Here is a 13,450-nt window from a genome sequence, read left to right as displayed (position 1 = left end):
GGCATAGAACACTCTCAAAGGGGGCCCTCGGCCCCCTATTTTTTTGACCAGTTGCACACTCACTTGAGCTAAATTGCCCTCCTCGCCAGCCCTGCACCCGACGCATGGGACCCATGCAATTCACGCCCTAGCCTTTTTGTTTAATATTAAACTATAAAGGGGTAAACGCGGATTTCAGTGGAGGAGACGCCGCATGGCGAATGAATTTCCAGACATCGACCCGGTAGAATCCCAAGAGTGGCAAGACGCCATTGAGGACGTGATCGCACGGGACGGACCGGACAGAGCGCACTACTTGCTTGATAAAGCAGTCCAACAGGCCAGAGCGGCCGGTGCGACGCTCCCCTTCTCGGCGACGACCCCCTACCAAAACACCATTCCAACCGATGATCAGGAAGACTTTCCTGGCGATTTGGATATGGAATGGCGTATTCGCACCATCAACCGTTGGAATGCGATGGCAACAGTGGTGCGCCGCAATAAAGAGAGCAGCGAATATGGCGGCCACATCGCCTCCTTCGCCTCTTCCGCCGTGATGTATGATATAGGGCTAAACCATTTCTGGCGCAGCAAGTCTGCCATCCATGGTGGTGACCTCGTGTTCTTCCAAGGGCATGTGATCCCGGGCATTTACGCGCGCTCCTTTATGGAAGGTCGCCTGACCGAAGAACAACTGGAAAACTTCCGCTCCGAAGTGAACGGCAAAGGCCTTTCCTCTTACCCGCACCCTTGGTTGATGCCTGATTATTGGCAGTTCCCAACCGTTTCCATGGGCCTAGGCCCTCTTATGGCGATCTATCAGGCCCGGTTCATGAAATACATGCACAACCGCGGCCTCATCGACATGGCAGATCGCAAGGTCTGGTGCTTCCTCGGCGATGGCGAAATGGACGAGCCAGAGAGCCGTGGCGCGATTGACCTTGCCGTGCGCGAAGGTCTCGACAACCTGATCTTTGTGGTGAACTGCAACCTGCAGCGTCTGGATGGCCCGGTACGCGGCAACCACAAAATCGTGCAGGAACTCGAAGGCGACTTTCGCGGTGCCGGCTGGAACGTCATCAAGCTGCTTTGGGGCAAAGGCTGGGATGAGTTGCTGGAGAAAGACACCTCCGGCAAGCTGCGTCAGCTGATGGATGAAACCGTTGACGGTGACTATCAGACCTTCAAATCCAAAGATGGCGCCTACATTCGCGAGCATTTCTTTGGCAAATACCCTGAAACCGCCGAACTGGTCAAAGACTGGACAGATGAACAGATCTTCGCCCTGCGCCGTGGCGGCCATGACCCACAGAAGGTCTACACCGCATTCAAACGCGCCACAGACACCAAGGGCATGCCAACCTGCCTACTGATCAAAACGGTCAAAGGCTATGGTATGGGCAGTGCTGGCGAGGGCCAGAACACCACCCACCAACAGAAAAAAATGGCGGAAGATCAACTGCGGGCTTTCCGGGATCGGTTTGAGATCCCTGTGAGCGACGAAGATCTGCCCAAAGCGCCGTTTGTGAAACTCAACAACGCGCAAAAGGCCTATCTTGCAGATCGTCGTAAAGCACTTGGCGGCGAGTTCCCGAAACGGGAAACCAAATCCGCCAAGATGGAGATCCCGGCCCTTGATAATTTTGCCGCGCAGCTCAAAGGTACCGGTGAACGTGAAATTTCCACCACCATGGCCTTTGTGCGTATCCTGACCACACTCTTGCGGGACAAGCAGATCGGTAAAAACGTGGTACCAATCGTACCGGACGAAAGCCGCACCTTCGGTATGGAAGGCCTGTTCCGTTCTGTTGGGATTTATAACCCTGAAGGGCAGAACTACACGCCCGAAGACGCCGACCAGATGATGTATTACAAAGAAGCGATCTCTGGTCAGGTTCTGCAAGAAGGCATCAATGAGGCCGGTGCCATGGCCGATTGGATTGCGGCGGCAACGTCTTATTCCAACCATGGCGTGCCGATGATCCCTTTCTTCATCTACTACTCCATGTTTGGCTTCCAGCGGATCGGCGATCTGGCCTGGGCGGCCGGCGACAGCCGGGCGCGCGGCTTTATGCTGGGTGGCACCGCAGGGCGGACCACGCTCAATGGTGAAGGTCTGCAACATGAGGACGGCCACAGCCATATCCTCGCAGGCACCATCCCGAACTGCGTCAGCTATGATCCAACCTTCCAATACGAGGTTGCGGTGATCGTGCAGCATGGCCTGAAACGCATGTATGAAGATCAGGAAGACGTGTTCTTCTATCTCACACTGATGAACGAAAACTACGTCCACCCGGATATGCCAATGGGTGTGGAAGACGAGATCATCAAAGGTCTCTATCGTTTCCAAGAGGTCAAGAAACCGACCAAGAAGCATGTAACGCTGATGGGCTCTGGCACCATTCTTGTGCAGGTCATGAAGGCCGCAGACATGCTCAAGGAAGACTTTGGTGTGACCGCTGAAATCTGGTCTGCGACGAGCTTCAACGAGCTAGCGCGGGATTGTCAGGATGTGGCCCGCCACAACCGTCTGAACCCACTGGCAGAGCCAAAAGTGTCCTTTGTTGCGGAGCAGCTTGCCAAGGCAAAAGGCCCGGTGATCGCCGCGACCGACTATATGAAGAACTATGCAGAGCAGATCCGCACCTGTGTGCCGGGCCGTTACACGGTTCTGGGGACAGACGGCTTTGGACGCTCTGACAGCCGTGTGAACCTGCGTCGCTTCTTTGAGGTGGACGCCAACCACATCGCCGCAGCCGCGATGGTGGATCTCTACCGTGAGGGCGCTGTGACCAAGAAAGATCTTGAGGCAGCCTTGAGCAAATACGACATCGACGGCGCCAAGCCGAACCCGCGCCTGGTGTGATCGGGATTTCAGGAGGAAAATCAAATGACTGTTGAAGTAAAAGTTCCCGACATCGGCGATTTCTCAGATGTGCCGGTTGTCTCTGTTCTGGTCAGCCCCGGCGATGTGGTTGCCCTCGAAGACCCTTTGATCGAAGTTGAAAGCGACAAAGCCACAATGGAGGTGCCCTCTCCTGCTGCGGGCAAGGTGCTAGAAATCAAAGTGGCTGAGGGCGACACTGTCTCTGAGGGTTCTCTGGTTCTTCTGTTGCAAGCAGAAGAGGCGGCACAAGCACCAAAAGCTGAGGCAGCTCCGGCGGTGGCACCAACTGCAGCGCCCGCACCCGCGACTCCTGCTCCTGCCCCGGCAGCTGTTACAGACGCTGGATTTGGCAAGGCACATGCCTCCCCGTCTGTGCGCGCTTTTGCGCGTCAGCTGGATGTGGATCTGGCCAAGGTCAACGGCACAGGCCGCAAAGGACGTATCCTGCGCGAAGACGTCACGGCCTTCCTGAAATCCACCACAGCATCCGCAGCGCCTGCTGGCGCAGCGCAGGGCGGCATGGGCATTCCCCCCATCCCGGCAGTGGACTTCTCCAAATTTGGCCCGGTCGAAGATGTGGAGATGTCGCGGATCAAAAAGATATCCGGCCCTGCCCTGCACCGCAGCTGGCTCAACATTCCCCACGTCACCCACAATGACGAAGCGGACATCACCGAGCTGGATAAGTATCGCAAGGAAATGGACACGATGGCCAAAGAAGACGGCTATCGCGTGACCTTGCTGTCCTTTGTAATCAAAGCATCCGTGTCGGCATTGAAGCAGCACTGGGAAGTGAACTCGTCGATCCACCCCGATGGCGACAAGCTGATCAAAAAAGACTACTACAACATCGGCTTTGCAGCCGACACGCCAAACGGCCTTGTGGTGCCAGTGATCAAAGATGCAGATCGCAAAGGCATTGTGGAAATATCCAAAGATCTCATGGATTTGTCCGGAAAAGCACGCGCTGGCGAACTGAAAGGCCCGGATATGCAGGGCGCAACCTTCACCATCTCCAGCCTCGGCGGCATTGGCGGCACGTCGTTCACCCCAATTGTGAACGCACCAGAAGTGGCGATCCTTGGCCTGACCCGCTCCAAGATGGCACCGGTCTGGAATGGCGAAGAGTTTGTGCCACGCCTGATGCAGCCGCTGTCGCTGTCCTATGACCACCGCGCCATTGATGGGGCTCTAGCCGCACGTTTCACCGTGACGCTGAAGACCCTGCTGGGCGATATGCGTAAATTGATGTGGTAAGGAGAGCAGAGATGGACGTCAAAGTACCTGATATTGGTGACTTTTCTGAAGTTCCCGTGGTTTCCGTTCTGGTCTCTGTTGGCGACACTGTCGCCGCAGAGGATCCACTGATCGAGCTGGAAAGCGACAAGGCCACCATGGAAGTGCCTTCCCCTGCCTCAGGCGTGGTGAAAGAAATCAAAGTGGCCGAAGGCGACAATGTCTCTGAGGGCAGCCTTATCATTGTTCTGGGCGCCGAGGGTGCAGAAGAGGCGCCCAAGGCGGCGGCTCCGGCGGCGCCTGCCGCACCACAAACCGTGGCCGCGACTGGCACTGCGACAGGTGCCGGTGATGTGCATGCCGAAGTGGTTGTTTTGGGCTCTGGCCCGGGCGGTTACACAGCAGCCTTCCGCGCGGCGGATCTGGGCAAGAAAGTTGTGCTGATTGAGAAAGACAGCTCCCTTGGTGGTGTCTGCCTCAACGTGGGCTGTATCCCGTCCAAGGCGCTCCTGCACTCGGCGAAAGTGATCACCGAAGCAGAGGAAATGGGCGATCACGGCATCAGCTTTGCCAAGCCTGAGGTCGATCTCAACAAGCTGCGCGGCTGGAAAGAAAGCGTTGTCAATCAATTGACTGGCGGCCTTTCCGGATTGGCCAAGGCGCGCAAGGTGCAGGTTGTAAACGGCTTTGGCACCTTCACCGGCCCCAATATGATCGAAGTGGACAACGACGGCGCAAAATCCACCGTCAGCTTTGACCAATGTGTGATCGCCGCAGGCTCTGAGCCTGTCACCCTGCCCTTCATACCGCATGACGATCCCCGCGTGATCGACAGCACCGGCGCGCTGGAGCTGGAAGACGTGCCAGAGCGCCTTCTGGTGCTGGGTGGCGGCATCATCGGCCTGGAAATGGCCACGGTGTATGATGCGCTTGGTTCCAAAGTGACAATTGTCGAGTTCATGGATCAGATCATTCCCGGGGCTGACAAAGACGTGGTCAAACCGCTGCACAAGCGGATTGAGGGGCGTTATGAGGCGATCCTAACCAAAACCAAAGTCACTGCGGTTAATGCAACGGACGCTGGTCTTAAGGTCACCATGGAAGGCCCCAAGGGTGAAGTGGTTGATACCTTTGACAAAGTTCTTGTTGCGGTGGGCCGTCGCCCGAATGGTGCAAAAATCAACGCAGCGGCGGCCGGTGTGGCTGTGGATGAGCGCGGTTTCATTGCGGTGGACAGCCAGCAACGCACTGGTGTACCTCATATTTTTGCCATTGGCGATGTGGTTGGGCAACCCATGCTGGCCCATAAAGCGGTGCATGAGGGCAAGGTGGCCGCAGAGGTGGCCGCGGGCCATAAGCGCCATTTTGATGCGCGGGTGATTCCCTCGGTGGCCTACACCGATCCAGAGGTCGCTTGGGTGGGTGTCACAGAGACACAAGCCAAGGCCGAAGGCATGAAGGTTGGCAAAGGCGTATTCCCTTGGGCGGCTTCCGGTCGCTCGCTCAGCCTGGGCCGTTCTGAAGGGCTTACCAAGTTGATTTTCGACGAAGAATCTGAGCGCGTGATTGGTGCTGGCATCGTCGGCCCCAACGCGGGTGACCTGATTGCCGAAGTCGCGCTGGCCATTGAAATGGGCGCGGATGCGGTGGATCTGGGTCATACCATCCACCCGCACCCAACGCTGAGTGAGACAGTGAATTTTGCCGCAGAAATGTTTGAAGGCACGATCACGGACCTCATGCCACCGCGCAAGAAAAAGTAAGCGACATCCTGTGTTCGCCAGCAGTAAAACGCGCCTTAAGGGGCGCGTTTTTTGTGCGGTTTTTCTCGGTGGGGGCGACTCAAAGGTTAACAGCGCCGCGATCTTAAAAAACGACTGCGGTTTTGCGTCGGTATTGCAGCGGTATTACGTCGGTAAAGAGATACGCTTTACACGCCCCCCGATAGGTGAAGCGAACGCACGGCACGCAACACTTTCATGCACGTTGCAGCGACAGGTCAAACTCAGTCACAGCACCGCCGTCAGCTTTCTCTCCGCGCAGCGGAGCCGGGCCCAAGGCGGTGATGGGGCCGCTAGGCCACAAACCGACGCGGGAGCCCCACCCTCGCCGTTACAGTGGCCACATCAGCGGAATGAGCACCGAGGCCAGCAAACCAATCGACAGGTTGAGCGGAATGCCCACACGCATAAAATCGGTGAACTTATAGCCGCCGGGGCCAAACACCAGCATGTTGGTCTGATACCCAATCGGGGTGGCGAAACTGGCGGAGGCCGCCACCATCACCGCAATCACCAATGGGCGGGGATCCACGCCAATAGCCTGAGCCAGACCTACGGCAATTGGGGTCACAACTACGGCCACGGCATTGTTTGACACAAGTTCCGTTAACACGGAGGTCAGCAGGTAGATTGCCCACACCAGCAGGAAGGGCGGCAGATTCTGCAAAGCTGGGGCAAGGCCGTTCACAATCAGTGACACCGCCCCGGAATGCGACAGCGCGGCACCAATGGCCAGCATGGCAAAGATCAGCGACAGCAGGCGCCCATCCACAAACGAAAAGGCCTCATCGGCATCGATACAGCGCGTCAGCAACACAACGGCCACCGCCAGAAGGGACAAGAGCAGAATGGGCGCAAGCCCCAGTCCGGCCAGCACCACAACCCCTGCCATCGCACCAAGCGCAATTGGAGCATGGCCGCGGCGGTATTCCCTCTCTGACGGGTGCGAGACATCCACCATATCCATATCCGAAGACAAGCGTTGAATGTCTTCCGGTGCCCCTTCCAACAGCAGCGTGTCCCCTACGCGCACCACCAGCTGATCAAGTTGCTGGCCGATGTTCTGATTGCGACGGTGCACAGCCAACGGATAGACACCATAGCGACGGCGCAGGCGCAGCGAGCCAAGGCGGCGTCCGACCATACGACACCCCGGCGTGATCAGCGCCTCCACCGTGGTGGTTTCCACCGCCCCCACCTGATCCAGACGTTTGAGTGATTTGTTGCGCTGCAAACTCAGAAGCTCGGTCATTTTGGTGCGCAGCACCACGCGGTCGCCCACCTGAAGCGTTACGTCTTTGAGGTTGCGGCGCAGCGAGGTGTCGCCACGGATCACGTCAATCAAGCGCACACCGTCTCTTTTAAAAAGCTGCACCCCGGTGACTTCGCGCCCCACGAGGTTGCTTTCCGGCGGAATCACCGCTTCAGTGAAGAATTTCATTTGGCTGCGGTTGGAGAGCATGTCCGCCATACTGGCGCGTTCCGGCAAAAGGCGGCGGCCAAACACATAGAGATAGAACATGCCCCAAGCGACAAGGATGATGCCAAGCGGGGTGACCTCAAAGATGCTGAACGGTGTCAGCCCCTGTTCCCGTGCAACCCCATCTACCAAGAGGTTTGTCGAGGTGCCGATCAGCGTCAGAGTACCGCCCAAGATGGCGGCATAACTGAGTGGAATCAGAAGCTTGGACGCCGAAGTTCCCAAGGTACGTGCCAATTGGGTGAACACGGGGATCATCACCACAACCACCGGCGTGTTGGACACAAAGGCCGAAGCGACGATCACAAACACCAGCAACATGACAATGGCCACGGCCGGGCGCTTCTGCGCCTGCCCATCGGCCAGTTGCGTGAAAGCCGAAAGCGCGCCAGTCCGCACCAGCGCCCCCATGACGATGAACATGGCCGCAATGGTCCAAGGAGCCGGGTTGGACAGGACACCCAGCGCCGCCTCATAGGGCAAGACCCCCAGAAACAGGAGCAGCGCCACGCCGCCGATGGCCACCACCTCTGTCGGGTAGACTTCCTTCAGAAAGAGCACAAACATGCCCGCCACGGTCAGCAGGGCCAGAACAGCCTGTGTGGTTTGAGAAAACGCAAAAAGATCCATAGTTGTCCTGCTCTTGTCAGCGGAGAAGTTCTACCATGGCCCTCATGTCGAACAAGCCATTTTCGCAGTGACGCAGGAGCAAAGCACGCGCAACGGTCGTGCGCGGGCGGTGCTCCGGGGCATTCGAGCATAAGTCTGGCATCGCGCGCCGACATCCGTGGCGCGCGTGGTCGTGATTGGCCTGACAGGTAGAGAATCGATGAAAGATCCGCGACAGAAACTCAGGGGCTCAGGCAGGCCCGGCCTGGCTCAGTCGCCCGCCTTGACGCACCATTTCGATACGGGTTGCCGCGCCGGTGCGGTCATCGGTTTCTACATAGACACCTGAAAGCGTCGCCTCCCCCAATGCCGGGGTGAACCGCGCTTTGGGCATGCCGGTGACAAAGCGGCGCATGGGTTCGGCCTTTTCCATGCCAATGACCGAATTGTAATCACCACACATGCCAGCATCAGCCTGAAAGGCGGTGCCGCCGGGCAGGATTTGCGTATCTGCGGTTGGCACATGCGTGTGGGTTCCCACCACAAGGCTCACGCGGCCATCGCAATAATGACCCATGCCCATTTTTTCAGACGTGGCTTCACAGTGCATATCTACAATCGCCGCCTGCACCAGCCCGCCGCGCGGATGGGCCCGCAGCACCTGATCAACCGCTGAGAAGGGATCACTGTAGGGCTGCTTCATGAACACCTGTCCCAGCGCCTGTGTCACCAGCACCTTACGGCCACCGCGCGCCTCAAACACCCGAAAACCCTTGCCGGGCACATCGCCGCGCGCATAGTTCAATGGGCGCAGGATACGTGGCTCAGATTGGATGAACTGCATCATGTCTTTCTGGTCAAAGGCATGATCGCCAAGTGTAATGCAATCTGCCCCGGCCTCCAGTAGCGCTTTGGCATGCGCCCCTGAGAGCCCCATGCCGTTGGACGCGTTCTCGCCGTTCACCACGACAAAATCCAACCGCCAAGCTTCCCGCAGCTTGGGAAGGCGTTCCATCACAGCCGCACGTCCCGCGCGGCCCATCACATCACCGAGGAAAAGTATCTTCATGGGACACGGTCCTAGGCTCCGGCGCAGCGCTTGGCAAGGGCATGGCCTCAAATCTTAGGGATGATCATGCGTCAGGATCACAGCACTTGTCCCTTTCCCCCAAGACGTTATCGTGGGGGAAATATCTCAACCGAGGACAAATAAAATGAAAGCGATGATGACAATTGGCGCTCTGGGTGGGCTTTGGGTGCTGGGCGCCTGTCAGGATCAGGTCTATGCCAATGACCCCACGAGTGCTGCCAATCCTGCTGCGAGTTTTTGCGTCAATCAGGGCCACAGCTATGAGATCCGTCAGGGTGCGGACGGCAATCAATATGGCGTCTGCAAATTCAAACAGGGCAGCGAGCAGGATGCCTGGCAGTATTTCCGGGAAAATGCCACGGGCGCAAACCCGGACCTGAGCGCCACCCCAGAGGCCCCATCAGGGGCATGAGAACTCGATCACACGGCTTTCCGTGATGATCATGTCCAAAGGCTGGTCGGTGGCCTCCAGAGGCAGCCCGGCCGCCTCCTGCGCATCAAAGGCAAAGCCAATCGCCAAAGTGGCACGGCGTGCGCGCAGGCGCTCCAGCGTGCGGTCATAAAAGCCGCCGCCATAGCCAAGCCGCCCGCCGCTCAGGTCAAAGCCCACCAGCGGCACGATCACGATTTCCGGATCAAAATAGTCATCCACAACCGGCACCTGCGCCCCAAAGGGCCCTGCCTTAAGCGCGCCATCCGGCTCCCAGCGGGAAAACTCCAGCGGCGTGGCTTCGGCCTGAATGACTGGCACACCCACCGGGCCATGCGCCGCAGCCTCGGCCATAGCGGCCAGCGGAGAGATCTCCGTGCGGATCGGCATATAGCCCGCCAGCGGCACACCGCGATAGCCGGCAAGCACTTCGGAGAGATGGGCGGACTGCCCGGGGCCAGCATTGGCAAAAGCCTCTTTGCGGCGGGCAAAGGCCGCCTTACGGGCGGCGGCTTTCTGTTCGATGAGATCCATCAGGCAGTCTCCAGATCATAGGAAAAAATGTATGTGTGACAACGGGCGCGCAGATCAGAGCAAGACACGCGCCGCAAGCCCCAAGAACAGGAAGAACCCCACAACATCGGTCACCGTGGTGACAAAAGGGCCAGAGGCCAAGGCCGGGTCGATATTGGCTCGATCAAGTGCCATGGGAATGAGAATGCCGCCCAGCGCGGCGGCGATCTGTGTCAGAAGCATCGCCACGCCAATCACCACAGCCAGCATGGGCACGCCAAACCAGAGCCCAGCCACCAGCGCCATGATAAAGCCAAAGAGCGCCCCATTAAGCGCGCCAACGGAAAGCTCCCGTCGGATCACCCGCCAGGCATTTTGCGCGGTCAGGTCTTTGGTGGCCAATGCGCGCACCGTGACCGTCATGGTCTGTGTTCCCGCGTTGCCCCCCATGGAGGCCACAATCGGCATCAGCACCGCCAACGCCACCATTTGATCAACGGTATCGGCAAAGAGGTTGATCACGCCAGAGGCCAGAATGGCGGTGAGCAGATTCACAAAAAGCCAAGTGGCCCGGCCTTTGGCGGCATCCAGAATGGTGTCTGACAGGCTGGCCTCATCGCTCACCCCGGCCAGACGCAGGATGTCTTCTTCATGCTCCTCATCCAGCACCGCCATGGCGTCATCAATGGTGATTACCCCCACCAGACGCTCATCGGCATCCACCACCGGAGCAGAGATCAGGTGATACTGGTTGAAGGCATAGGCCACATCCTCTTCGTCCTGTGTGACGGGGATGACCTGAAACACCTCTTCGACGATGGATTGCAGCGGCAATGTCCGGCGTGAGGACATCAGTTTGCCCAATGTGATATTGCCCACAGGTTTCATCCGTGGATCCACCAGGATCACGTGATAGAATTGCTCTGGCAGCTCTTCAGCATTGCGCAGGAAATCAATCGCCTCCCCCACGGACCAATGCTCTGGCGCACAGACAGTCTCGCGTTGCATCAAACGGCCAGCGGTGTTTTCCGGATAGCTCAGCGCCTGTTCAACGGCGACACGATCCGCGTCTTCCAGCTGATCCAGAATGGCTTCCTGCGCTGGTTCATCCAGATCTTCCACAAGATCTACGATGTCGTCGCTCTCAAGCTCGCGCACCGCTTCGGCCAGCACATCCGGGCGCAGGATGTTCATGACCTCTTCGCGCAGACCCTCATCCAGTTCCGAGAGGATCTCCCCGTCAAACTCCGCGCCATAGAGCTGCACCAGACGACGCCGGTCAAACGGGTTGATCTGCTCCATCAGGTCGGCGATGTCTGCCGGGTGCAGCGGCTCCATCAGCTCCAGCAGCGTGGCACGGTCTGCGGCTTCCAACGCATAGAGAATGCCCGCCACCACGCGTTTGTTCAGCGCGTAGTCTTCCACGTCTTGATCTTCCATAAAATCTGACGCGGTTTGATCGATGGCTTGGGTCATAACACCTGCTCTCTCGTCTGGCCGCAAATGGGCATCTGCTCTGGAAGGACATCGCCCCGGCAAGGGCTTGGACTTGCGCCGGACCATAGTTTAAAGCTGACAAGGAACTCAATGGGATGCGACGGTTTTGCTCTCAAAAAAGGCCGCTTTTTGATATTGTCTGCTTGTTCTGCGCTCCCGACCCGATCTGCACAGGAGAGATGTGATGCCCGCCCCCACCATTTTGCTGGGTCAGACCCTGTCTTTTGTGAAAAGCCCCTTTGCGGCCCCGCTGGAAGAGGCCGTGCGTCATCACCGCCATGGCGGTGTTTTGATCACAGCTGGCAAAATCACCGAGGTGAGTGATGGCGCAACGCTGAAGGCCGCTCATCCGCAGGCGGAAGTGGTGGACTATGGTGACAAACTGATCTGTGCGGGCTTTGTGGACGCGCATGTGCATTATCCTCAAACAGGCATTATCGCGAGTTGGGGCAAGCGGCTGATTGACTGGCTCAACAGCTACACCTTCCCCGAAGAAATGCGCTTTGTTGATCCGGCCTATGCCGCAGAGATTGCTAGCCGCTACCTTGATCTGAGTGCGCGTCATGGCGTCACCACCATGGCCAGCTACTGCACCATTCATCCGGAGTCCGTGACAGCGTTTTTCTCCGCAGCGCAAGCGCGTGGTCAGCGTGTGGTTGCGGGCAAGACCTGCATGGATCGCAATGCCCCGGAGGGCCTGCGCGACAGCGCCCAAAGCGCCTATGATGACAGTAAAACCCTGATAGACCGCTGGCATGGGGTGGATCGTCTCAGCTATGCCATCACGCCCCGGTTTTCGCCCACGTCAACCCCGGCGCAGCTTGAGGCGCTTGGCGCGCTCTGGGCGGAGCGGCCGGATTGCCTGATGCAGACCCATCTGAGCGAGCAGCTTGATGAAATTGTCTGGGTGAAGGCGCTGTTTCCGCAGGCGCGGGATTATCTGGACACCTATGAGCAGTTTGGTCTGCTGGGCAAGCGCGGTGTCTATGGCCATGCGATCCATCTGGAGCCACGTGAAGCAGACCGGCTGCGCGAGATGGGCGCTGGGCTTGTGCATTGCCCAACCTCCAATACCTTTATCGGCTCTGGCCTGTTTGACATGAAAGGGTTGATCAATGCGGGCCAACGCGTCGGGCTGGCCACGGACACCGGTGGCGGATCGAGTTTTTCCATGCTGCGCACCATGGCAACGGCCTATGAGGTGGCACAGCTGCGCCATCACCCGCTGCATGCCGCAGAGCTGATGTGGCTGGCCACACAGGGCGCGGCACAGGTGCTGCATCTGCAGGATCAGATTGGGAACCTCGCGCCAGGACTGGAGGCAGATCTGGTGGTGCTGGATCTGGCCAGCACGCCCGATATAGCCCAGCGCAGCAAGCGGGCCGAAGATCTCTGGGAGGCGCTGTTTCCCACACTCATGATGGGGGATGACCGCGCCATTGCGGCCACGTGGATTGGTGGACGCCACCACAACGCGCTAAAGGCTGTCACCCTCGCCGCAACCTGACGCCGCCTGTTCAGGACGCAGGTCTGCGCGAAGCCCGCCGCAGGAGGCGCAGGGCTGAGACATCTGGCTGCGCCGCCATGGCGCAGACCGTTTAAAACGCTTTAAAAGTCAATGTGGTCAACGTGCGCTCGATATTGGGAATATCCAGCATGTGCTGATTGATAAATTTGCCCACATCCTCACCATCCGGGATGTAGAGCTTCATCAGCAGATCATAGTCCCCGCTGGTGGAATGCAGTTCAGAGTGAATTTCCTTCAGCGCAATCTCTTCGGCCACGCGGTAGGTGGTGCCGGGTTTGCAGCGGATCTGGATAAAGACGCAGGTGGTCATGACAGCCCTCAAGTGATTTGGCGCCAAGCTGGCACAAATGCCACCCTGACCACAATCGCAAACTGCGCCCCCTTGGCCCGCCCCGCCCTGCTGCCTATAAGGCAGGG

General features: G+C 58.3%; 10 protein-coding genes. 5 read left to right on the top strand and 5 right to left on the bottom strand.

The window, feature by feature from the left end; genetic code table 11:
• Positions 1 to 193: 193 nt before the first annotated feature.
• Genes aceE through lpdA form a run of 3 tightly spaced genes read left to right on the top strand, consistent with a single transcriptional unit; the run spans position 194 to position 5,868 of the window.
• The gene (aceE, locus tag J7382_RS16675) at positions 194 to 2,848 is read left to right on the top strand and encodes a pyruvate dehydrogenase (acetyl-transferring), homodimeric type (RefSeq protein WP_209070139.1); all 2,655 of its coding nucleotides are present in this window, start codon (positions 194 to 196) and stop codon (positions 2,846 to 2,848) included.
• A gap of 24 nt (positions 2,849 to 2,872) precedes the next feature.
• Entirely contained in the window at positions 2,873 to 4,126 is a 1,254-nt protein-coding gene (gene aceF, locus J7382_RS16670) for a dihydrolipoyllysine-residue acetyltransferase (protein ID WP_209070138.1), read from the top strand.
• Positions 4,127 to 4,137: 11 nt separating this feature from the next.
• Complete coding sequence (lpdA, locus tag J7382_RS16665) at positions 4,138 to 5,868, top strand: dihydrolipoyl dehydrogenase (protein ID WP_209070137.1); 1,731 nt, start codon at positions 4,138 to 4,140, stop codon at positions 5,866 to 5,868.
• Positions 5,869 to 6,217: 349 nt separating this feature from the next.
• Here lpdA and J7382_RS16660 read toward each other — a convergent pair whose 3' ends face one another.
• Together J7382_RS16660 and J7382_RS16655 are read right to left on the bottom strand one after the other, a co-directional pair.
• Positions 6,218 to 7,996, bottom strand: a complete 1,779-nt coding sequence (locus tag J7382_RS16660; RefSeq protein ID WP_209070136.1) for an SLC13 family permease — start codon at positions 7,994 to 7,996, stop codon at positions 6,218 to 6,220.
• Positions 7,997 to 8,225: 229 nt separating this feature from the next.
• Positions 8,226 to 9,044, bottom strand: coding sequence for a TIGR00282 family metallophosphoesterase (locus tag J7382_RS16655; RefSeq protein WP_058240493.1), 819 nt, complete (start codon positions 9,042 to 9,044; stop codon positions 8,226 to 8,228).
• Positions 9,045 to 9,189: 145 nt separating this feature from the next.
• On the opposite strand from J7382_RS16655, the gene J7382_RS16650 reads away from it, so the two are divergent.
• On the top strand, positions 9,190 to 9,477 hold the full coding sequence (locus J7382_RS16650; protein ID WP_247745076.1) for a DUF333 domain-containing protein: 288 nt from the start codon (positions 9,190 to 9,192) through the stop codon (positions 9,475 to 9,477).
• Here the strand turns inward: J7382_RS16650 and J7382_RS16645 are convergent.
• Complete coding sequence (locus J7382_RS16645; protein ID WP_209070258.1) at positions 9,466 to 10,032, bottom strand: 5-formyltetrahydrofolate cyclo-ligase; 567 nt, start codon at positions 10,030 to 10,032, stop codon at positions 9,466 to 9,468. The genes J7382_RS16650 and J7382_RS16645 overlap by 12 nt on opposite strands.
• A gap of 51 nt (positions 10,033 to 10,083) precedes the next feature.
• Positions 10,084 to 11,484, bottom strand: a complete 1,401-nt coding sequence (mgtE, locus tag J7382_RS16640; protein ID WP_209070135.1) for a magnesium transporter — start codon at positions 11,482 to 11,484, stop codon at positions 10,084 to 10,086.
• A 205-nt stretch (positions 11,485 to 11,689) separates the two neighbouring features.
• Here mgtE and guaD point away from each other — a divergent pair, with 205 nt between their 5' ends.
• Positions 11,690 to 13,012, top strand: coding sequence for a guanine deaminase (guaD, locus tag J7382_RS16635; RefSeq protein ID WP_209070134.1), 1,323 nt, complete (start codon positions 11,690 to 11,692; stop codon positions 13,010 to 13,012).
• 91 nt (positions 13,013 to 13,103) lie between these two features.
• Here the strand turns inward: guaD and J7382_RS16630 are convergent, their stop codons facing one another.
• Positions 13,104 to 13,343, bottom strand: a complete 240-nt coding sequence (locus J7382_RS16630) for an Lrp/AsnC ligand binding domain-containing protein (RefSeq protein WP_058240489.1) — start codon at positions 13,341 to 13,343, stop codon at positions 13,104 to 13,106.
• Between the last annotated feature and the right edge of the window lie 107 nt (positions 13,344 to 13,450).

The sequence above is a fragment of the Shimia sp. R11_0 genome (assembly GCF_017744035.1).
GTDB lineage: Bacteria > Pseudomonadota > Alphaproteobacteria > Rhodobacterales > Rhodobacteraceae > Shimia > Shimia marina.
Note: the sequence above shows the minus strand (reverse complement) of the source record. Positions and strands in the feature narration are given on the sequence as shown.